The 21,189-nt window shown below is 69.2% G+C and carries 18 protein-coding genes, 1 tRNA gene and 2 pseudogenes; 10 read left to right on the top strand and 11 right to left on the bottom strand.

Features of this window, described 5'->3' with window-relative positions:
• Positions 1-78 precede the first annotated feature (78 nt).
• Positions 79-354 (top strand): annotated as a pseudogene (locus AB0H93_RS34800) (helix-turn-helix domain-containing protein); the annotation flags it as partial.
• A gap of 51 nt (positions 355-405) precedes the next feature.
• Positions 406-1,059, top strand: a complete 654-nt coding sequence (locus AB0H93_RS34795) for a helix-turn-helix domain-containing protein (protein WP_358578891.1) — start codon at positions 406-408, stop codon at positions 1,057-1,059.
• Between the two features lie 281 nt (positions 1,060-1,340).
• Here the strand turns inward: AB0H93_RS34795 and AB0H93_RS34790 are convergent, their stop codons facing one another.
• From AB0H93_RS34790 to AB0H93_RS34780, 3 genes are all read right to left on the bottom strand, one after another.
• The gene (locus AB0H93_RS34790; protein ID WP_358578842.1) at positions 1,341-2,546 is read right to left on the bottom strand and encodes an amidohydrolase; all 1,206 of its coding nucleotides are present in this window, start codon (positions 2,544-2,546) and stop codon (positions 1,341-1,343) included.
• A gap of 14 nt (positions 2,547-2,560) precedes the next feature.
• Positions 2,561-3,253 (bottom strand): GntR family transcriptional regulator, encoded by a 693-nt coding sequence (locus tag AB0H93_RS34785; RefSeq protein WP_132488535.1) that lies wholly within the window; start codon positions 3,251-3,253, stop codon positions 2,561-2,563.
• A 143-nt stretch (positions 3,254-3,396) separates the two neighbouring features.
• The gene (locus AB0H93_RS34780) at positions 3,397-4,878 is read right to left on the bottom strand and encodes a chlorohydrolase family protein (RefSeq protein WP_358578840.1); all 1,482 of its coding nucleotides are present in this window, start codon (positions 4,876-4,878) and stop codon (positions 3,397-3,399) included.
• Between the two features lie 277 nt (positions 4,879-5,155).
• Between AB0H93_RS34780 and AB0H93_RS34775 the strand changes: the two genes are divergently transcribed.
• The 4 genes and pseudogenes from AB0H93_RS34775 to AB0H93_RS34760 all read left to right on the top strand — a co-directional run bounded on the left by AB0H93_RS34775 (position 5,156) and on the right by AB0H93_RS34760 (position 8,783).
• Entirely contained in the window at positions 5,156-6,505 is a 1,350-nt protein-coding gene (locus AB0H93_RS34775) for a DUF3100 domain-containing protein (protein ID WP_358578838.1), read from the top strand.
• Between the two features lie 113 nt (positions 6,506-6,618).
• A pseudogene (locus AB0H93_RS34770) lies at positions 6,619-6,759 on the top strand (helix-turn-helix domain-containing protein); the annotation flags it as partial.
• Positions 6,760-6,906: 147 nt separating this feature from the next.
• Entirely contained in the window at positions 6,907-7,509 is a 603-nt protein-coding gene (locus tag AB0H93_RS34765) for a helix-turn-helix domain-containing protein (protein WP_358578836.1), read from the top strand.
• Positions 7,506-8,783: an MFS transporter gene (locus AB0H93_RS34760; RefSeq protein ID WP_358578834.1), complete on the top strand. Its 1,278-nt coding sequence runs from the start codon at positions 7,506-7,508 to the stop codon at positions 8,781-8,783. Before AB0H93_RS34765 ends, AB0H93_RS34760 begins: the two co-directional genes overlap by 4 nt.
• Here AB0H93_RS34760 and AB0H93_RS34755 read toward each other — a convergent pair.
• From AB0H93_RS34755 to AB0H93_RS34740, 4 genes are all read right to left on the bottom strand, one after another.
• On the bottom strand, positions 8,746-11,139 hold the full coding sequence (locus tag AB0H93_RS34755; RefSeq protein ID WP_358578832.1) for an excinuclease ABC subunit UvrA: 2,394 nt from the start codon (positions 11,137-11,139) through the stop codon (positions 8,746-8,748). The two genes, AB0H93_RS34760 and AB0H93_RS34755, sit on opposite strands and share 38 nt — an antisense overlap.
• A 264-nt stretch (positions 11,140-11,403) precedes the next feature.
• Positions 11,404-11,814, bottom strand: a complete 411-nt coding sequence (locus AB0H93_RS34750) for a VOC family protein (protein WP_132488555.1) — start codon at positions 11,812-11,814, stop codon at positions 11,404-11,406.
• Positions 11,815-11,824: 10 nt separating this feature from the next.
• Complete coding sequence (locus AB0H93_RS34745) at positions 11,825-12,268, bottom strand: helix-turn-helix transcriptional regulator (RefSeq protein WP_358578829.1); 444 nt, start codon at positions 12,266-12,268, stop codon at positions 11,825-11,827.
• Positions 12,269-12,321: 53 nt separating this feature from the next.
• Positions 12,322-12,735: a hypothetical protein gene (locus AB0H93_RS34740; RefSeq protein ID WP_358578827.1), complete on the bottom strand. Its 414-nt coding sequence runs from the start codon at positions 12,733-12,735 to the stop codon at positions 12,322-12,324.
• Positions 12,736-12,959: 224 nt separating this feature from the next.
• On the opposite strand from AB0H93_RS34740, the gene AB0H93_RS34735 reads away from it, so the two are divergent.
• A complete protein-coding gene (locus tag AB0H93_RS34735; protein WP_358578825.1) occupies positions 12,960-13,706 on the top strand; it encodes a hypothetical protein in 747 nt (248 codons plus the stop codon).
• A 360-nt stretch (positions 13,707-14,066) separates the two neighbouring features.
• Positions 14,067-14,453, top strand: a complete 387-nt coding sequence (locus tag AB0H93_RS34730; RefSeq protein WP_358578823.1) for a TetR-like C-terminal domain-containing protein — start codon at positions 14,067-14,069, stop codon at positions 14,451-14,453.
• Positions 14,454-15,153: 700 nt separating this feature from the next.
• Here AB0H93_RS34730 and AB0H93_RS34725 read toward each other — a convergent pair.
• Both AB0H93_RS34725 and AB0H93_RS34720 read right to left on the bottom strand, forming a co-directional pair.
• Positions 15,154-15,678 (bottom strand): hypothetical protein, encoded by a 525-nt coding sequence (locus tag AB0H93_RS34725; RefSeq protein WP_358578821.1) that lies wholly within the window; start codon positions 15,676-15,678, stop codon positions 15,154-15,156.
• Between the two features lie 604 nt (positions 15,679-16,282).
• Positions 16,283-16,687, bottom strand: a complete 405-nt coding sequence (locus tag AB0H93_RS34720) for a GntR family transcriptional regulator (protein WP_358578819.1) — start codon at positions 16,685-16,687, stop codon at positions 16,283-16,285.
• Between the two features lie 284 nt (positions 16,688-16,971).
• On the opposite strand from AB0H93_RS34720, the gene AB0H93_RS34715 reads away from it, so the two are divergent.
• Complete coding sequence (locus AB0H93_RS34715) at positions 16,972-17,778, top strand: site-specific integrase (protein ID WP_358578889.1); 807 nt, start codon at positions 16,972-16,974, stop codon at positions 17,776-17,778.
• Here the strand turns inward: AB0H93_RS34715 and AB0H93_RS34710 are convergent.
• Positions 17,740-17,812: transfer RNA gene (locus tag AB0H93_RS34710), tRNA-Arg, on the bottom strand. The genes AB0H93_RS34715 and AB0H93_RS34710 overlap by 39 nt on opposite strands.
• A 142-nt stretch (positions 17,813-17,954) precedes the next feature.
• On the opposite strand from AB0H93_RS34710, the gene AB0H93_RS34705 reads away from it, so the two are divergent.
• A complete protein-coding gene (locus tag AB0H93_RS34705) occupies positions 17,955-20,018 on the top strand; it encodes a hypothetical protein (RefSeq protein WP_358578816.1) in 2,064 nt (687 codons plus the stop codon).
• A 6-nt stretch (positions 20,019-20,024) separates the two neighbouring features.
• Here the strand turns inward: AB0H93_RS34705 and AB0H93_RS34700 are convergent.
• A partial coding sequence (locus AB0H93_RS34700; RefSeq protein ID WP_358578814.1) for a hypothetical protein occupies positions 20,025-21,189 on the bottom strand: 1,165 nt, incomplete at its 5' end.

The following is a 21,189-nucleotide window of genomic DNA, read 5'->3' as shown; positions in this document are numbered from 1 at the left end:
GCGTTTTAAAACTAGTCAACGAGATGTACGTGCAAAACCTCAGCAAAAGGCCAATCGTTGCAACAGAATTGTGAATGAATGCAACTGTCCAAATGGGATCGTTGCAATGTACTGTCGATGAATGCAAGAGGAGGTGTGCCGGTGCCAGGAGGCAGGCTGACCCACGAGGACCGCCGGCGGATCGCGGCATGGCTGGCCGACGGTCTCGGGTACGCCGAGATCGGCCGACGGCTCGGCCGGCCGACGTCCACGATCAGCCGCGAGGTGGCGCGAAACGCCGCATCAGGCGACTACCTGGCCGACCACGCGCAGCAGGCCGCCGGCCACCGCGCCCGCCGGCGCAAGCCGGCCCGGTCGGCCGAGCCGGCGACCGATGGGCAGTCGACCGAGGTCGTGCGCGGCTTCATGGACCAGTTCGCGGCCCGGCTGGCCGCGACCGGCCTGCCCCGGATGACCGCCCGGGTGTTCGTCTGCCTGCTCACCGCCGACGGCCTGACGGCAGCCGACCTGGTGCACCGGCTGCAGGTCAGCCCGGCGTCGGTGTCCAAGTCCATCGGCTACCTCGAAGCCATGGAATTGGTGGTGCGCCAACAGGATCCCGGTGGGCGCCGCGAGCGGTACGCCATCGACGACGACGTCTGGCTCCGGGCGTGGCAGGCTGACACCGGCGCACACGGCGAGATCGCGACCGCCGCACAGCGGGGCATCGAGATCTTCGGCGCCGACACGACCGCCGGCGCCCGACTCGGCAAGATGGGCCGGTTCTTCGCCCGGCTCAGCGAGCAGATGAGCGGCAGCACCCTCGCCGAGGCCGTCGTGCACGACGCGCTGACCGTGCTCGCCGCCCTCGTGCACGCCGGCCGGCCGCTCACCCTGGACGTGCTGGCCACCGCGCTCGACTGGCCCCGGGAGCGTGCCACCGCCGCGCTGGACGCGATCCAGCGTCAACCGGTGATCGCCGACCCCCTCGCCCTGCGGGCCAGCGGGCCCGAGACGTACGTCCTCACCACGAGACCGGACCGCCTGAGCCCGGCGCAACGCGCAGCACTCGAGAAGTGAGTCGGCGCCCTCGATGTGGGCGCCGCGGCGTGGCATACGCAGGTCGGCTCAGGGCGGAGCGCCTTCCGGTAGGTGCGGGCCGGCTCGCGCGCTCCCCACGCCGACACCGTGAGCACCTGGATCCCTCCGAGCAGGTCACCCAGGTCTTGGCGGTTTCGCGCGAAACCGCCAAGACCACGCGTGCCGGACGCCGGTTTCGCGCGAGAACGCCGCCGGGGACGCGTCCCCCGGCGGCGCGGGACCGACGGCGCGGCGGGGGCACGCCGCGCCGTCGGCGTCTCTTACTCGGTCAGGCTTCCGCCGTCGGCGACCACGCGGCCGTTGTGGATCACCGTGCGGTCGCGGCCGCGGTCCATCACGGTGGAGGTCACGGTTTCGCCGTCGACGAGCAGCAGATCGCCCTGGTCGCCGACGGTGAGGCCCGGGCGGTCGGCGACCGACGCGACGCGCGGCAGCGAGCGGTCGAGGATCGACGCACCGCCGCGGGAGGCCACCGCGTAGCAGTGCTCGATGAGCTCGTCGGCGCGGAACTGGTTGGTGAACGCGAGCTGCCACGTGCGGTCGAGCATGTCGGCGTTGCCGTACGGCGACCAGTAGTCGCGCTGGCCGTCCTCGCCGAGCCCGACGCGGACACCGGCGGCGGTGAGCTCGGCCAGCGGCAGCGAGTGGTGCCGCGCGGGCGCGACGGTGGCCATCGAGATGTCCAGCTCGGCGAACTCCGCGATCAGCCGCCGGGTGGTGGCCTCGGAAACGCTGCCAAGGCTGTAGGCGTGGGAGATGGTGACCTGCCCCGCCATGCCGAGCGCGCGGGTCCGCTCCAGGATCAGGTCGGTGGAGAACACCCCGAGCTCGCCGGGCTCGTGCAGGTGGACGTCGATCGGCGCCTGGTGCTTCTCCGCCAGCCCGAACAGCACGTCCAGGTGGCGCACCGGATCCCGGTCGAGCGTGCACGGGTCGATGCCGCCGACCACGGCGGCGCCCGACGAGAGCGCCTCGTCGATCAGCGGCGGCACGCCCTTCTCGCGCAGCAGACCGGCCTGCGGGAACGCGATGATCTCGACGTCGCAGCGGTCGCGGTGCGCTTCCTTCGCGGCGAGCACGCCTTCGAACCGCTCCAGCTTGCAGTCCGCGTCGATCTGCGCGTAGCTGCGCACGCGGGTCGTGCCCTGCTCGATCATGCGGCGGAGCGTGTAGGTGGCGCGTTCGGCGATGCTCCACTCGGCGTCGCGCCAGTTCTCGCGGTCGTTCATGACCATCGGCCAGATGCCCGGGCTGCCGGTGTGCGGGCGGAACGGCAGGCCGATCCGGGTCGAGTCGAGGTGGCAGTGCACGTCGGAGAACGACGGCAGCGCGAGCCGGCCGCGGCCGTCGACCGCGTCGGCGCGGTCGGCCTGCGCGGTGTGCGGGGTGATGGCGGTGATCCGCCCGTCCTGGATCTCGATGTCCGCGGGTTCGCCGCCCCACGGGCGCACGTTGGTGATCAGCATTGGCTCTCCGTCGGTCACGTCGCGGGCAGTACGTCGGCGAGGCTGGCCAGCGAGGGCGCCCGGCCCAGCTCGATGTGCGAGAACGCGAGCGCCGCCGCCAGATCGGCGTTGCCCGCGTAGATGGCTTGGCAGATGTCCTTGTGCTCGGCGCACTGGACGCGCATGTCGCGATCCGAGGTCATGGTGAACAGCCACTGCATCAGCCCGAGCGAGGGCTTGAGGGCGTTCTCCAGCATCCGGTTCCCGGTCATCGCGACGATCTCGGCGTGCAACGCGGTGTTGGCGGCCGGGATCTCGTCGGCGTCGCCGCGCCGCGTCGCGTCCTCGGCGGCGTCCATGAGCTCCCGCAGCCGCGTTCCGCCGCCGCCCGCCGCAACGGCTTCGGCGGCCCGGCGCGCCGCCATCACCTCCAGGCTCAGCCGCAGGTCGAAGAGCTCGTCGACGTCCTTGAGCGTGAGGGCGCGGACGGTGGCGCCGCGGCGGGGCGACGCCACGACGAAGCCGTCGGCTTCGAGCCGCGCCAGCGCCTCGCGAACCGGGATGCGGGAGATGCTGAGCGCCTCGGAGAGATCGCGCTCGCGAAGCCGATCGCCGGGCGCGTACTCACCCGCGAAGATCCGGCGGCGGATCTCGTCCGCGGCGCGGACCGCGGTGGACGGCCCGAGGTCCGGACCCTGGCGGCGATCGGTGGCAGCTGGACCGGTCATGGGCCGACCCTACGCGTGGCGACGAGGCCGTGGCTTCGACGCATGCCGGGGGAGAACGCCGACCCCGGCCCGCTGGTGATCAGCAGTTTCAATTGAAACCTCCCGCCGGGAACATCGGTTGACCGCAGTTTCAATTGAAACCGTCATCCAACCGGATCCCCGGTCGTGAACGCCGGGTACGTCGGCGGGAACAGCTCCGCGGCCGGCCGCCGCTGCACGTCGCGCTCGGAGTAGGCCTCGCGCATCTTCTCGAACAGCAGTTGCGCGCGCTTCCGCAGGTCTTCGAGGTCGACGCCGGGGATGCGGGAGTCCGCCAGGACGGTCCGGCCCGCGACGACCGAGTGCGTCGCCTGCCGCGCGGTTCCGTTGAGCAGGAAGGTGCGCACCGGGTCGTCCAGCACGCCGTCGCGGATGTCGTCGATGCGGAACGCCACCACGTCGGCCTGGGCGCCAGGCTCCAGCCGGCCGAGGTCGCCGCGGCCCAGCGCCCGCGCGCCGCCGAGGGTGGCGGCGTCGAGGTAGTCCTCGGCAGGCGCGGCGTCGAACCGGTCTTCCAGGACCTTCGCCAGGTGGGTGCCGACGTCCATGCCCCGGATCAGGTCCGGCGGGAAGGAGTCGGTGCCCAGGCACAGGTTGATGCCCGCGTCCCGGTACGTGCCGAAGGTGTGCAGCACCTTCCCGTAGCGCAGGGACGTCTGCGGGCAGTGCACGATCGACACGCCCGCCGCCGCGAGCTTCGCGAGGTCGCCCCGGTCTTCGCCGTGGACGTCCGGGTGCCGGTCGGTGACCAGGCCGTGCGGCACGAGCAGGTGGGTGTCGAGGAGCCCGGTGCGTTCGAGCATCTCCAGCGGCGTGACGCCGTGCTGCCGCTCGACGAGGTCGCGTTCGAGCAGGCCCTGCAGGCAGTGCAGCCGCACGATCGCGTCGCGCTGCCGGGCGGTGGCGGCGGTCTCGCGCATGAGCTCTTCGGTGATCGTTTCGATGCGGCAGGGCAGGAGTACGCCGGTCACCAGCGGGTCGGCGAGCCCGGCGGCGTGGTCGAGGAACCGCACCGCGTCCTGCAGCCCGGCGCGTCCGCGTTCCTCGTCGAACGCCACGTCGCGACCGCCCTCCGGCAGCGCGACGTTCACGCCCGAGCGGTAGGCGGGGCCGAGGTAGGCGCGCAGGCCCAGCTTGCGCGAGGTCTCGGTCATGGTGACGAGCTCGTCGTAGGGCTCGGCCCACGAGCTGTGGATCTCCGAGGCGATCGGCATGTACGTGGTGATGCCGTGCAGGGCGAGCTGCACCAGGGCGTACTCGCGGATCGTCGCGCGTTCCTCGGGGGTGAACACGTCGCGGCGCCGGTGCTGGAAGTAGTCCAGCGACCACTGGAGCCCGTCGGCCCGCTCCGGCGTCGGCCAGGCGTCGAGCACCAGGTGGTCGATGTCGGTGAGGGCGTCCAGGTCGATGAGGCCGGGCAGCACCAGCGATTCGCCGAGGTCGAGTTCGGCGTCGACGGGCCCGTCGTACCCGTGGCCGACGTGGACGATCACGTCGTCCTCCCAGACCACTTCGCCGTCGCGCAGGAGCGCGTGGTGTCCGTCCTGGTGGGCGAGGATGTGGCTGGCCCGCCAACGCGTGCGCATGGGATCTCCTCGGGCTCGGTTCTCGGTGGCCTGGAAGTGCCCCGACACTAGCATTTGGCATACCAAATGCGAACGGTCTTTTCGGTGGAGCCGGCCGAACGACGTGGCCACGGGGCGTTCTGCAGCGGTAAACGCCTAGCTCAATCGGTAAATGTTAAGCCGAGGTAACTCTTCGCCCGTCTGATCTGGTCATTCCGGGAACAGCTCTTTACCCTCCCGTCGGTATACCAGCTAGGCCCGACCGGTCCAATTCACGGACCGTGCCCTGGAGGCAGCCATGGACCAAAGCACCGGCACGACGTCCGCGACGGAGCAACCGATCACCCGCGCGAACTGGATAACCGCGATCGTGCTGTCCACCGTGATCTCGGTGGTCTCGGTGCTGATCGGCGAGTACAAGTTCCAGGTCGGACCGGCCGCGATCGCGCTGTTCCCGATCATCTGGGCGGTGCTGATCGGCGCGATCATCGGCGTCCAGCGCTGGCGGCCGGTCTCCGGTGCCACGCGCTCGGTGGCGACCGTGATGCTGGAGATCAGCATCTTGCTGTTCTTGGCGAAGCTCGGCACCGAGATCGGCCCCTCGCTGGCGAAGTTCCAGAACCTGGGCCCGGCCATCCTGCTGCAGGAGGTCGGCCACATCTTCGGGACGGTCCTGCTCGCGCTGCCGGTCGCGGTGGCGCTGGGCCTCGGGCGGGCGGCCATCGGGGCCACCTGGTCGATCGACCGCGAGTCCTACCTGGCGTTCGCGATCGAGCGCTTCGGCGTCCGGTCGCCGGAATACCGGGGCGTGTTCTCGGTCTGGCTGATCGGATCGGTCTTCGGTGCCCTGTACGTCTCGCTGCTCTCGGGCTTCATGGGCGGCCTGGGCATCTTCCACCCGCTCGCGCTCGCCCTGGGGCTCGGCCTGGGATCGGGCTCGATGATGCTGGGCGGAGTCGGCGCGCTGTCGCTGATCTACCCGGAGCAGGCGGCCGAGATCGCGGCCCTGGCGGCGCTGTCCAACCTGGTCACCAACATCGTCGGCTTCTACTCGGGCGTCTTCCTGGCGCTGCCGCTGTGCCGCCGGCTCTACACCTTCTGGAGCCGCGTGTTCGGCCGCGACGACGAGGGCAACTCGCGCCGCACCGCCGCCAAGGCGAAGAAGCAGAAGAAGCAGCAGCAGGTACTTGAGGTCGTGCAGGACCCCGAGGTCAAGCTCACCCCGAGCCTGACGCTGCTGTCCTACGTCGTCGTCGGTGCGGGCGGGCTGTTGGCCAGCGCGATCGGCACGCGTTCCTTCGAGATCAAGGACGCGGTGGGCATCGTCGTCCTGCTCGTCCTCACGTGGGTGTGCGTCCGCCTGGCGAAGCTGGTGCCGATGGTCCCGGCCAGCGTCTTCGTGCTCGGCATCGGCACGCTGCTGTCGGCGAACTTCCTCCCGACCGGCCCGCTGGTGGCGGACCTGATGGAGAACATGAAGGTGATGTTGATCGGCCTCCCGGGCCTGGCCCTGATCGGCCTGACGCTGGGCCGGGACATCCAGGCGCTGCGCCAGCTGAGCTGGAAGGTCGTCCTGGTCGCGCTGCTGACCTACTCGTCCTCGTTCCTCGCGGCGGCGGCGCTGGGCCAGACGGTCCTCCACCTCTGATCACGAAGCACGGAGCATCCGGGGTCGTGAGCGTTTTGGACTGCTGTGGCGGACCAAAGCACTCACGACCCCGTCGTCTTCGGCCGGCGTGCCAGTCCACCCTCGCCGCCGCCGTCGGCATCACGCCCGCCAACATCGCGGTGCTGTAGAACGGCCGGGCGAAGGCGGTCCGGTTCACGACGCTCGACGCGATCTGCCGCACGCTCGAATGCCAGCCCGGCGACGTGCTCCGCTGGGTACCCGACGGCGGCTAGATGCGGATCTGCGCTCCGCGCAAGTCGGTCTGAACGCCATTGGGGCCACAGTGGACACTCGTGCATCCGGGTGACCGCAACCTGTCGTCCGGGACCGATCGCAAAGAAATGTTTGCAAACGGTTCTTTGCAATCGTACCTTGGCGGCATGGCGGACTACGGACGAGATCTGCGGATGGTCACCCTCGACGCGAAACGGCTGCGCGCGCTGGCGCATCCGCTGCGGGTCCGGTTGCTGGGAGCCCTGCGGCTGGACGGGCCGGCCACCGCGACGGCACTGGGCAAGCGCTTCGGCGAGAACTCCGCGAACACCAGCTGGCACCTGCGCCAGCTGGCCGAGGCCGGGCTCGTCGCCGAGGACACCCAGCGCGGGAACCGGCGGGAACGCTGGTGGGCCGCCGCCCAGGACCGCACCGAGTTCGATCCGGGAGAACTTTCCGAGGACCCAGAGCTCACCGGATCGCTGGCGTCGTACCTGCACGCGATCAACGCCGTCCACCACGACCAGGCCGGTACGTACCTCGCCACGATGCAGGACTGGCCGAAGGAATGGCGCGGCGCCGCGGAGCTGTCCGACTACCGCTTGTCCCTGTCCGCCCGGGAACTCTCGGAGCTCAACCGGCGCATCCAGGCCGTGGTCGAGGAGTACTGGCGCGAGCCGGAACCGGGCGATGTCGAGGTGGTCACCCACTGGCACGCAATTCCGCTGCGCCGTCAGGAGCGCGACGCCGACGTCACCGACGTCTTATGAGGCACCCGCTCGCCGGGCTCATCACCGCGACGACGATCTCCAGCGTCGGCACCGGGATGACCATGCTCGCGATCCCCTGGTTCGTGCTGGAGTCGACGGGCCGCGGCGTGGACGCCGGGCTGGTCGTGATGGCCGAGGTCGTCGGCCTGCTGCTGGGTTCGGCGTTCGGCGGGCCGTGGATCGACCGGCTGCGCCCCCGCAGAGCGGCCGTGCTGTTCGATCTCGCGGCGGCGGTCGTGGTCCTCGGCATTCCGGTGCTCCACCGCTACGATGCGCTGCCGCTGTGGCTGCTCGGAGCGCTGGGCCTGCTGCTGGGACTGTCCCGGGCGCCTGGTGATGCCGCACGGCAGGTGCTGATCCCGGACATCGCCCTTCGCACCGGTATCGCGGTGGAACGCGTCAGCGGCGCCTACGACGCACCGAACCAGGGCGCGCGAGCGCTCGGTGCTCCGATCGCGGGCGCGATCATCGCGATGCTCGGCGCCCCGGCGGCGCTCGTCGTCGACGCGGCGAGCTTCGTGCTCGCCGCCGCCATCACCCGCTTGACGCTCGACGAAGCAGCGATCGACACCGCCGGCGGCGGTGGTTACCTGCGGCAACTCGGCGAGGGATTCCGCTTCCTGCGCAACGACCGCACCCTGTTCGCGATCCTCTGCATGGTCGCGGTGACCAACGGGCTGAACAGCGGCTTCTTCTCCGTTCTCGTGCCCGTCTACGGCCAGGTGGTCCTGCACTCGTCGCTCGGGGTCGGGCTCATCTCCGGAGCGTCCGGCGCGGCGATGGTGTTGAGCACGGTCCTGTTCGCCTGGATCGGACTGCGTTGGCGGCGGTGGCCCGTTCTGGTGGTCTGCTACCTGCTGGTTCTCGGGCCGCGTTCCGGGATCTTCCTGCTGCAACCGGATCTCGCGGTCCTCGTCGCCGTCAGCGGCGTCATCATGCTCGCGTTCGGGCCGCTGAACCCGATCATCGGCGCGGTCAAGGCGGAACGAACGCCGCCGCAGTACCGCGCACGCGTTTTCGGCGCGATATCAGCGGCAGCGCTGCTGGGAATGCCCGCCGGAACGCTCGCCGCGGGATTTCTCAGCGACCACATCGGACTGATGCCCAGCATCGCGGTGTTCACCGCCGCGTCCGCGACGATGTCCCTGTGCCCGCTGCTGTTCTCGGCGTGGCGCGCCGTCGACGAAAGGACTTCCCCGGACCGGGCCCCGGGCCGAGGAAGTCCTTTGAGGACGGTCAGGTGCCGACGTAGTCCGCGAGGTGCTCGCCGGTGAGGGTGGCGCGGGCGGCGACCAGGTCGGCGGGCGTGCCCTCGAAGACGAGCCGGCCGCCGTCGTGGCCGGCGCCGGGACCGAGGTCGATGATCCAGTCGGCGTGCGCCATGACCGCCTGGTGGTGCTCGATGACGATCACCGACTTGCCGGCGTCGACGAGCCGGTCGAGCAGGCCGAGCAGCTGCTCGACGTCGGCGAGGTGCAGGCCGGTGGTCGGCTCGTCGAGGACGTAGACGCCGCCCTTCTCCGCCATGTGCGTGGCCAGCTTGAGCCGCTGCCGCTCGCCGCCGGAGAGCGTGGTGAGCGGCTGGCCGAGGCGGAGGTAGCCGAGCCCGACGTCGACCAGCCGGTCGAGGATCTTGTGCGCGGCCGGGAGGCGCGCCTCGCCTTCGGCGAAGAACTCCTCGGCCTCGGCCACCGACATCGCGAGCACCTCGCTGATGTCCTTACCGCCGAAGTGGTGTTCCAGCACCGATGCCTGGAACCGCTTCCCCTCGCACTCCTCGCAGGGGGTCTCGATGCCGGCCATCATCGCCAGGTCGGTGTAGATGACACCGGCGCCGTTGCAGTTGGGGCAGGCGCCCTCGGAGTTGGCGCTGAACAGCGCTGGCTTCACGCCGTTGGCCTTCGCGAACGCCTTGCGGATCGGTTCGAGCAGCCCGGTGTAGGTCGCCGGGTTGCTCCGCCGCGAACCGCGGATCGGGGTCTGGTCGACCGCCACCACGCCGTCGCGCCCGGACACCGAGCCGTGGATCAGCGAGCTCTTGCCCGAGCCCGCGACCCCGGTGACGGCGACCAGCACGCCGAGCGGGATGTCGACGTCGATGCCCTGCAGGTTGTGGGTGCCGGCGCCGCGCACCTCGAGCGCCCCCGACGGCTTCCGCACCGACGGCTTCAGCGACGCGCGGTCGTCCAGGTGCTGCCCGGTGAGCGTGCCGCCTGCCCGCAGCCCCTCGACGGTGCCCTCGAACACCACCTCGCCGCCCTTGGTGCCCGCGCCCGGGCCGAGGTCGACGACGTGGTCGGCGATCGCGATCGCCTCCGGCTTGTGCTCCACGACCAGCACGGTGTTGCCCTTGTCGCGCAGCCGCTGCAGCAGGTTGTTCATCCGCTGGATGTCGTGGGGGTGCAGCCCGATCGTCGGCTCGTCGAAGACGTAGGTGACGTCGGTGAGCGACGACCCGAGGTGCCGGATCATCTTGGTGCGCTGCGCCTCGCCGCCCGAGAGCGTGCCGGTCGGGCGGTCGAGGCTGAGGTAGCCGAGCCCGATCTCGACGAACGACTCGAGGGTGTCCTGGAGCGCCTTCAGCAGCGGCGCCACGGACGGCTCGTCCAGCTCCCGCACCCACTCGGTGAGGTCGCTGATCTGCATCGCGCAGGCATCGGCGATGTTCATCCGCCCGATCTTCGACGACCGGGCCGTCTCGCTGAGCCGGGTGCCGTCGCAGTCGGGGCAGGTGGTGAAGGTGACCGCCCGCTCCACGAACGCGCGGATGTGCGGCTGCATCGACTCCTTGTCCTTGGACAGGAACGACTTCTGGATCTTCGGGATCAGCCCCTCGTAGGTGAGGTTCACGCCCTCGACCTTCACCTTGGTCGGCTCCCGGTAGAGGAAGTCCTGCATCTCCTTCTTGGTGAACTTGCGGATCGGCTTGTGCGGGTCGAGGAAGCCCGACTCGGCGTAGGTCCGCACGGTCCACCAGCTGTCCGACTTCCAGCCGGGGATGGTGAACGCGCCCTCGGCGATCGACTTGGAGTCGTCGTAGAGCTGGGTGAGGTCGATGTCGTTGGTCGTGCCCCGGCCTTCGCAGCGCGGGCACATGCCGCCGGTGACGCTGAAGCTGCGGCGTTCCTTGATGGTCCGTCCGGCGCGTTCCATCGTGACCGCGCCGGCGCCGCTGATCGAGGCGACGTTGAAGGAGAACGCCTGGGGCGAGCCGATGTGCGGCTTCCCGAGCCGGCTGAACAGGATGCGCAGCATCGCGTTGACGTCGGTGGCGGTGCCGACGGTGGAGCGCGGGTCGGAACCCATCCGCTGCTGGTCGACGATGATCGCGGTCGTCAGGCCTTCGAGCACGTCGACCTCGGGGCGGGCCAGCGTCGGCATGAAGCCCTGCAGGAAGGCGCTGTAGGTCTCGTTGATCAGCCGCTGCGACTCGGCGGCGATCGTGTTGAACACCAGCGAGCTCTTGCCCGAGCCGGAGACGCCGGTGAACACCGTCAGCCGGCGCTTCGGGATCTCGATGCTGACGTCCTTGAGGTTGTTCACGCGCGCTCCGTGCACGCGGATCAGCTCGTGGCTGTCGGCGGCGTGCGGCGCAGGCGACTGCGCGTCCTTCCTCGTGGCCTTGCTCATCGTGTCTCCATCTTGTCGGGCGGGGCCGCGTTCGCGGTCTCCCTCGGCGTCGCCTGGCTCGATCCGATCAGCGTCGAGTCCGGAAGTGGGTGCGGTCCGACCTGCGGTGTCGTTCGGGGTGGCCCGGCCGCGCTCGGCGCGAGGTCCGGTGCCGGCGTCGTCAGGCCGGGTGCGGCCCGGCGCCGGTGGCCACCGGGAGGTCGCCGCCGGCGCCGTGCGCGGGCTCCTCCACGGTACCGTCCGCGCAGGTCATGGCCGGAGGGCTCAGCGCTGTTCCTGGATGCGGACCATGTTGCCGGCGGGGTCGCGGAAGGCGCAGTCGCGGACGCCGTAGGGCTGCTCGGTCGGCTCCTGGACGACCTCGGCGTCGCCGGCCTGCAGCCGCTCGAAGGTGCCGTCGAGGTCCTTGGTGGCCAGCACGATGATCCCGTAGGTGCCCTTGGCCATCATCTCGGAGATGGTGCGGCGCTCGTCGTCGGTGATGCCGGGGCTGGCGGCCGGCGGGAACAGGACGAGGGAGGTGCCGGGCTGGCCGGGAGGACCGACGGTGATCCAGTGCATCCCGCCGTATTCGACGTCGTTGCGGACCTCGAAGCCGAGGGCGTCGCGGTAGAAGGCCAGCGACGCGTTCGGGTCCTCGTGCGGGAGGAAGGTCGAGTGAATGCTGATGTCCATGCCGGTCAGGCTATGTGCGGCCAGGTGACGGCGCTTCTCGATTCCTGATCGGTCTGGTCACCTGCTTCGCCACGCACGACGGCATCCCGGCGGTGGCGAGCGCCGCCTGGGTCCGGTAGGCGCTGGGGGGCATGCCGACCAGCTCGGTGAAGCGGGTGCTGAAGGTGCCCAGCGAAGAGCAGCCGACCGCGAAGCAGACCTCGGTGACGCTGAGATCGCCGCGCCGCAGCAGCGCCATGGCGCGCTCGATGCGCCGGGTCATCAGGTAGCCGTAGGGCGACTCTCCGTAGGCGAGCCGGAACTGGCGGCTGAGGTGCCCGGCGGACATGTGCGCGTCGCGGGCGAGCGCCTCGACGTCCAGCGGCTGCGCGTACTCCCGGTCGATCCGGTCGCGAACGCGGCGGAGCCGGGCGAGGTCGCTCAAGCGCTGAGCCTCGGATGGTCTGCTGGTCACCTGCGAAATCGTGCCACACGCGACGCCGGGCGGAGCAAGGCTGACCTGACGCGTCAGCGGTCCTCGAACCACGGGTTCGCAGCGGTGCCCTTGGCTTCGACGAGCTTGGTGCGCCCGTTGCGGCAGAAGGAGAAGTCCCTGCTCCTGAACGGGCTTCCGGACGCGGCGACCGCTTCGACGTGGACCGGGGTGTACTCGCCGACCCCCACGTCGCCGGCGTCGAGAGTTCTCGCTTCCGCCCGGTCGAAGTAAGACGTCCATTCGGTCGAGAACGGTTCGCTGTTCTCGGCACGAACGGTGAACGCGACGGCGAAAGCACCATCGTTGCGGACCGTGACCGACTGGTAGCACGGTTCGAGCAGGGCGCTGGGGTCATCGAGCTCCACCGCCGCCTGAGCGGAGACGCCCGCAGCCATCGGCACAGCGGCGGCCAAGGCGCCGATCAATCCGCGATGCAGAGCATGCACGACAAAGCTCCTTAAACCTGGGGAATGCTCCGGAACACGGCGGAGTCAACTGATCTCCGAAGGCCGCGACAACGAAGACGAGGTGCTTTCACCCAATACTCCAACGTCGTCACCTGTCCGAGCGGCCCACGACGCCGACACCGGCCGGATGTGTCCCATGATCGTGTTGCCGGTGTCGTCGGATGGAGGTGCGACGATGCCGTCGGCCCCGAAGGAGACGAGCCGTGGTGCAACGAGAACGATCGGAGCCCGGAGGAGACCCGCAGCAACCAGCCGAGATGGCGCCGACGGAGGCTCGGCGGCGTGCCGCGCGGAAGCTCTTCACCCACGAAGAACGCATGCAGGCGAAACGTGACGAGGTGCTGGTCCGCCCGGGGTTCCGGGAACGGGTCGAGGAGCTGATGCGGGCCGAGTGGCGCGAGCCGGTCATCGTGCTGCGCCTCGGCGACACGGACTTCGGATTCGACGTGCCCGGCAGGCGCCTCGACGGCACGGTCAGGGGGAAGCGACTCGTCCGGCGGTTCTTCTGGAACGTCCTGCGCGGCATCGGCGGTGCGGTGCTCTACGTCGTCTACCTGGCGAACGGTGGCGGCGAAGTGGGGAACCCGTTCCACCGGGAAATCCGCGTCACCGGCCCGGCGAACGCGATGGCGCTCGACCTGCTCGACGAGCTCCGGAGGACGAGGGGGCCGTGGCTGGTGTGCTCGCCGACGCGCATCGCGGTGGTGGACACCGGACCGACCTACGTCGACCCGGCCGATGCGCCCCCGCCGAGGATCGTCTGGCAGACGAGCGAACCGAAGGCCCCGGAGATCAGCTTCGGCAAGCGCACCATGAAGTGGCCGGACGGATCGAGCTTCAAGTTCCTGCTACAAGGCCGAACGGAACAAGAACACCTGCGCAAATACCACGAACCCCCGAACACGACCCACTGGCACGGAAGGCCGGCACAACAACCCGAAGACACGTGAATCACCACAACTCAGGCTCTCGCCCCGAATCCCACGTGGCGGAGAGCCCTTGCGGCCCGGAAGCTACGACGAGCTGGACGAGAACAGGCCCCTACCCGGCGAGATCCCGGGTAGGGGCCTGTTCGTCGTGCGCGGGCTTGGTGCTGCAACTGTAGTCAGCGGTGACGCCAAGGACGCCTCGGCAACTAAAAACGCCGGGCCGACCACCCGCCTGAGGGGTGGTCGCGCGGTGGGCGGCGGTCGCCGCAGTCCTCGACGGGGAGCAGGCTCCGATTTCTGCTCCCATTTTGCTCCCTCCGGAGGGATCCGAAGAGAGCGCCAAGATCATCGATCTGGCGTCCCGATGGGCGCGGTTTTGAGATGCTGCGGCGCGGTGGCCGGGGCAGGCCGTCGGGAGGTGGTGGTTGCGGCGCTGTGGGGCCGGGGCCGCCACGCGGTGGCGTGGATGAGCCGCTCGAACCGCGCCCGGTTCGCCGAAGGTCCTGCTCGCGCTCATCGCCGAGGCGCAGCACGACCCCGACACGGCCACGAGCTTCCACCAGCGCTATCTCGGCCCGCGCCGCGACCAAGAGCGCGACATGCCCGCGCGCTATCCAGGCCGGCGAGGTGTCGCCAAGTCTCGGCCCCGACGCCACCCTCGACGCCCTCGTCGGCCCGATCGTCCATCGCGCCTTCACCGGGTCGAGCATCCCCCACGGCCTGGTGGACACCCTCGTCGAGGGCCTGCTCAAGCCCCGTCCCGGCTGAGCGCACGCCCGGCTTTCCGCCAACATGACCGGCCAGGCGCCCGCCCCAGTCCAAGGCAACGGCCACCCGACCCGACGGCACCCTCATGCCGCATAGCGCGTACCGCGAGGCGGGCGTTCGATTCTCCGCAGGCCGGAGTGCATGTCGATCAGGACTTGCGTCCCGGCAGGATTCGAACCTGCGACACCCGCTCTAGAAGATCTTTCTTACGGTCCTTACTGGACAGTGCTGGATACCCATCGTGAACTCGACGGATTCCGATTGCAAATGTGGGTCGCTTGCCGTTGATGATGGACGTTTCCGGTCGATTCATGGGGGTAAAGTGGGGGCTCAACGCCCGGCGACGGCCTGATGCCGTCGGTCATCGGCGACCGTTGCCGGGACCGCTCCTGGGGGATCGAACCCTGAACCCGCGGATCACGTTTCCATGATCATCAACGTTTGCCGTTTCCTGCCAATAGCTTTGGTTACCTGCTTGGACGAATGGAGCCGACTTTTCGTCGGCTGCCGCTATTTGCCGTCGGTTGCGGGTGATTGTTGGCAATTAATTGGCACCCGCTCTCCTGACCGCGCGGGCCCACCAGGCGCTGCTCGACGCGGCGGCCGCACCGAGCACTGAGAGCGCGGCCGCCGCCGATCGTAAGGCTTACCAGATACCAGCAGCGGCTCACCGCCACGGCGGCATGACCGCACGACGAACTCACCAGTCATCATAATTCCACCCGGCCACGGCGCCCATCACGATCCATAACCAGAAGACTCCGGTATTACCGGAGCTGTAGATGACGCCGACGGCGACGAACATGCTCGCCAAGCTGGCTACCAGCGCCACGGTGTGTACGAACGTCTGTGACATGTCCAGACGTCCGAGGACTATCGCTTTGAGGAGCGCCGCAACCGCGGCACACCCAAGAACCGGGGTCCCGATTTCGCCGATGATGATCAAGATCTTCAGGAACGTGGCGTTCTCGAACTCGTCACGGGCCGCGTAGAAAACCCAGTCGCCGTACTGGCGGCGCTCGTGGAGGTAGTTGAATGCCGCAACGTACAGCACGCTGGCCACGGAGCTCAGCAGTCCCAGCTTGAGCGGAACGGTTACCGCTGCGGCAAGCGAGGTGGACTGGCCTGCTTGCTGACCTTGATGGACCTGGATGACCGCTGCGGCCGTCTGGACCAGGGTGGCCACGACGACGATCCACTGGATGAGATCAGAATCAGGAGACACCCACGGATGATCTCCTAAGCGCCACTGCCAGCGGCCGGGATTTTCAGGATCACAACCCCTTTGTCCGCCCGGTTGTGCTGTAACCGGGGTTGAGAAACATCGGAACGGCAGACAGCACCAGCCCCGACGATGCCAGTCGAGGTCGCCGAGACTCGATGGCTCGGGAGGATCAGGTGCGGATGTCTTGGCGGGACCACAAGCCGGCAACCCCGTTCAGTCGGTGACCGCTCTACGCTCAACTGGAGTGGCAAGGTGACCAGCTCGGCGACCTGGCGACACCGTTTTTTTAACCTTGCCCAATCGCACCGCGCACAACGTGCCGACCGTGGATCAAAGCTCCACTTGGCGGTTTCTGCGGGGCTGCCTGCCTTCCGCTCGCGCCAGGACGAGGCCGCCGACCTTTCCGCTCGCGCCCGGTCGCCGACGTAGGCCGGCCGGGTCGGTGAGCGCAGCGAGCCGCATGCCCGGCCGGACTACGTCGGCTTGACCGGGCTTGCATACAGGAAGGTCGGCGGCCTCGTCCTGGCTCGCATACAGCAGGCAGGCGGCCCCGCAGGGGCCGCCCTTGATGAAGTAGAGAAAGTTTAGACACGCGGACTGCGGCCTAGCCGGTGGCGGCGATAAAGGTGCCCCGACCATGGACAACTACGACTACCCCGCGTTCGGCAAGGTCCGCTACAGCGCGTCGCACGGTGCCGCGAGCCACGCCGTAGATTTCGGCAAGCTCCAGCTCGGTCGGCAAGCGCGAACCTCTCGACAAGATGCCCGCGGTGACGTCGGCGTCAATATCGGCCGCCACCTGCGCCCACAGCGTCGCAGGACCGTCGTGGTCGATCCGCGGGAAGACCTCCGCTTGAGCTGGGTACGGCGGGGGAGATCCGCTGCTATCGGCTCGCACCGAAGAAGTGGCGTGCGCGGACCCTGTACCGCGACTACGACGGCACGGTGCGCGATGTCGAACGCGTTGGTTCGAGCAAGGAAGGCGCGAAGGCGAACCTGAAGAAGGCATTGCGGGACCGGGCACGCACGGCCGTGGGGGAAGACGAGGTCACCGCATCCACGAAGGTGGGAGTGGCGGCTGCGATCTGGCTCAAAGAGCTCGACGAGTCGGACAAGGCGGTGCGGACGAAGGAGACGTACCGCGAGAGCTGGCAGCGACATGTGGAGCCTGCCGTTAGTGCCCTCCGGGGTAGCGAGATCAAGGTGTCCCTGGCGACTCGTGTGCTTCGCAAGATCCATGACACCGCCGGATCGGGGAGCGCGATCCACGCCAAGGTTGTTCTGAGCGGGATCATGAAGGTGTTCGTTCGGCACGACGCGATCGACACCAACCCGATTGCCGAAGTGGTCCTTCCCACGGCCGGCAAGAAGGCGGCGAAGCGGGACCGGATGAAGCTGGAGGCGACCGAGCTTCCCGGCCTTCGGGCACACCTCCGCGCCGACAAGAAGGCCGTTCGCCGCGACCTACCGGACTTGATCGACGGCTTCGCGGCCCTGGGGTGCCGGACTGGGGAACTGCTGGCGCTCGACTGGACCAAGGTCGACTTCGCTGCCGGAACCATCGCCATCGAAGGCACGGTGATCCGGGTCAAGGGCGTCGGACTGATCATCCAGCCGCACACCAAGTCGGATGCGGGGATGCGGACGGTCATGCCGCCGAAGTGGTACATGGACATGCTCAAGCGGCGACACGTGGAATCCGAGTCGAAATGGGTGTACCCCACGTCGACGGGGACGCTGCGGGACCCGGATAACACCCGTGCTCACATCCGGGAGGCCGTGAGCGAGACGGATTGGGAGGGGCTTCATCCGTACGCCTTCCGGCACCTGGTCGCAACGGAGCTGGACGAGCGGGGATTGACTGCCCGTCAGATCGCTGACTACCTCGGGCACGAGGACCCCAGCATGACGCAGGACGTGTACATGAACCGGGGTGTGCCCAGCAGCTCGGCGTCCGAAGCGCTAGCTGGCATTCAACCAGAGGGCCGACGCGAAGATGGGGATAAAGTGGGGGTTGATCTTGAACTAGATCAGCCCCCGCTTCGTTTACCAGCGGTTTTGCGCCCCCGGCAGGATTCGAACCTGCGACACCCGCTTTAGGAGAGCGGTGCTCTATCCCCTGAGCTACGAGGGCTTGGTCTTCGACCTCACTCGGAGCGTACCTGGCTCGCCGGGGTCGTCTGACACCCGGTTGGCGTCCCCTGCGTCCCGCCTGTCGCAGGCTTCCGTCGCGTATCGTCAGGTGATCGTTACCGTTCGGCGCCACTGGGGTGGGTATGGGCAACGAGAACAGCGGTCCGGTGCGCAATCTCGTGCAGGTCGGGGCCATCCACGGCGACGTGCACTTCCACGAGCAGGCGCCGGAGGCGCCCGGGCAGCTGTTGCCGGAGCCGGTCAACTTCGTCGACCGGGTGCCGGAGCGCGAGGCGCTCGACGCGCTGCTCGCCGAGGTGCGCGGGGCTAGGGCCGGGTGCGCCGTGATCAGCGGGATTCGCGGGGTCGGCAAGAGCGCCTTGGGTACTTACTGGTCGTACCGGGCGATCGACTCGTTCGAGCACGGCCAGGTTCGGTTCGACTTCGGGCTCGGACAGCGGTCGCTCGGTGAGGCCGCGGAGCACTGCTTGCGTTCGCTCGGCGTGGCCGGGGACCGGATTCCGCTGTCGGACGACGACAAGATCGCCCTGCTGCGCACGAAGACCAAAGGCCGGAAGCTGCTGTTCTTCTTCGACAACGTGGGCGACCTCGCGCACGTTGCGAAGCTGCTGCCCGCCTCGGCGGAGAGCGTGGTTCTCTGCACGAGTCACCACGACGCCGCAGACCTGGTGCTGGACGGCGTTCGGCCCATTCGGCTGACCGAGCTCGAACCCGGGCATGCCCTCGACTACCTGCGGCGCAGCGGCCTGGGGGAGCGGATCGACGCTGAGCCGGTCGCTGCCGCGGAGCTCGTGGACCGGTGCGGCAGGCTGCCGCACGTCCTTCGCCTGGTGGCCGGGATGCTCCGGCGCCGGACGTCCTGGAGCATCGCGCGGGCGGTTCGGGAACTGTCCGACAAGAGGAAGCGGCGCGATCACCTCCACGAGGCGTTCGCGGCGCTCGACCTGGCGGTCGAGCAGCTCTCCAGGGCCGAAGCGGAGCTTTATCCGTGGCTGGGGGTGTTCCCCGGGCCGGTGTTCTCGGCGGGGGCGGTGGCGGCGTTAGCCGATCTCGCTGAGATCGATGCCGAACTCCGTCTCGACGAACTGCACAGGACTTGTCTGGTGGAAAAGAACGATCAGGATCAGTACTTCCTTCACGACCTCGTCCGCGAGCACGCCTCCGAAACTCCTAGCGAAGCTGCGGAGAAGCTAGACGCCGCGCGGCAGGGCGACGACGCGTTGCGGCGCCTTGTCGGGTGGTACCGGCGGCAGGGCGCGTTCGCCGATCGGATGGTGATGGAACCCAGCCGGCTCCGCGTCGTGGACGACGAGGTCGACGGGGAGAACCCGTTCGGCACGCGGGAAGAAGCGCTGGAATGGTTGGAGCGCGAGCGCGTCAACATCCTCGGAATGGTGCGACTGGCCCGCGAAAGTGATTTGCACGTCGACGTGATCGCGCTCTGCGACGGTCCACTGTGGGCGTTGCACAACCAGCACAAGCACTACTCCGACACGTTGCCGGCGCTGGCATCGGCCATCGAGTCCGCGGCGGCGATCGAGGACCCCGTTGCGGAAGCGCGGATGCGGAGCCTGCGCGGTCAGCTGCTCATGGAGTGCGGCGAACTCGACGAGGCGCACGAGGAGTGCGCGAAGGCGGTTGCCGCGGCCGAGCAGGCCGGGCACCGGCGAATCCTGGCCTCCGCGCTGGAGTTCCAGGGCAAGGTGCTGCACGCGCGCGACGAATTCGCCGAGGCCATCGGGAACTTCGAGCGGGCGCGGCGGCTCAACGAGGAGCTCGGGCGGCGTCGCGGCATGGCGCTGCAGGAATACCTGATGGGCAAGTCGCTGTCCGGGCTCGGCCGGCACGATGAGGCTCTGGCCGTGCTGCGGACCGCCCTGGACCGGCTCGCGGAATTCCCCGAGGACAAGCGGACTCCCGGCCGGATCGGTGTCGCGACGGCTCGGGCGCACCAGGCGCTCGGGCAGCACGAGCAGGCCGTTTCGGTGCTGCGCGAGGTCATCGCCGCGACGCGGGAACGGCAGGCCTCCTTCGACCTCGCCGAGCCGTTGGAGCTGCTCGCCGACTCGCTCACCGCGACCGGGCAGCCGGGTTCGCGGGAATGCCTGGCGGAAGCGCTGGAGATCTACGAGCAGGCGGAGAGCCCGAAGGCGGAGCGGGTGGCCCGCAAGCTCGGTGACGGGTGAGGTGCGTCAGCCGGGACTGAACAGGTCCACCGGCGCCGGCCGGGCAGGCCACGGCGGCTCCGGGAGGTCCAGCTGCCGGTAGATCAGGCTGCGCAGCCGTTCGCAGGCGCGGTCTTGGAAGGCCAGGTCCGCGAGCTGCTGGTGGTCGGGGACCGGCCGTGCCGCGTCGATCTGCGCTCGCACGTCTCCGGTCGGGTCGAGGCGCTTCGCCCGCTCGCCCAGCAGCGCCATCGGGGAGCCGGGCACCACCTCGTCGGTGCCGAAAGCCGCTAGCAGCAGCGGTTTTCCCAGCGCTGCGGCGTAGCACGACAGCGAGCCGTGATCCGAGATCACGACGTCCGCAGCGATCAGCGCGGCCTGCCACTTGCGCAGCCTGGGCACCAGAACGAGCCCGTCGCGCAGGGCGGTCTGCAACCAGGTCCGGATCTGCAGGCCCTCGTGCCTGCTCCAGATGTTCGGGTGCAGCACCAGCGCGACCTGGTAGTCGGCGGGCAACGCGGCGACCAGATCCCGGGCCAGCCCGCCCTGCCTGCCGAACAGCGAATGCGGGCCCCAGGTCGAGGCGAGGACCACGAGTTTTCGGCTGCCGGTGCCGAGGGCCGCGCGGTAGTGCTCGCGCATCGGCAGGCTGACCTGCAGCCGCGCGAAGCAGGGATCGCCGATCACCTCGGCGCGCGGGACCGCCTCCGGGCAGTCGCGCCGCAGTGCGACCAGCTGGCTCGGGTGGGAGAGGCCGACGACCGCCGGAACCACCCGGCCCTCGTGCATCAGCTGAGCGGCGGACAGGCCCGAAACTTCCTCCGCCACACCGGATTCCGTGGCGCGGAGCTTGTGGTGCCCGGCGCCGTGCGGCAGCGTCAGCACCGGTATCTCCAGCTCGTGCAGCCGGCCGTTGCCGCTCGGCGAGATCGCGAGGTCGAAGTCCTCGCCGACGGCCTGTTCCCAGTCCGCGACCCGGGCCTGCGAGCGGTGCAGCTGGTCGGCGAGGTTCGCGGCGAACTCCGAGCCCGCCGCCACCGCGAAGCGCGTCTCCACCCGCATGTCGTCGGCGAGCACCGGGAGCACGTCCAGCAGGCGATCCAGCGTCGTCAGGGTTCGCACGACGCCGAGCACCCGGCGCTCGACCGGCGCGGTGTCCCAGCGCTCCGCCCGCTGCGGCTCAGCGCCGGGC

Origin of the sequence: Saccharopolyspora sp. NPDC050642, from assembly GCF_040654735.1 — a bacterium.
Classification (GTDB): domain Bacteria; phylum Actinomycetota; class Actinomycetes; order Mycobacteriales; family Pseudonocardiaceae; genus Saccharopolyspora; species Saccharopolyspora elongata.
Note: the sequence above shows the minus strand (reverse complement) of the source record. Positions and strands in the feature narration are given on the sequence as shown.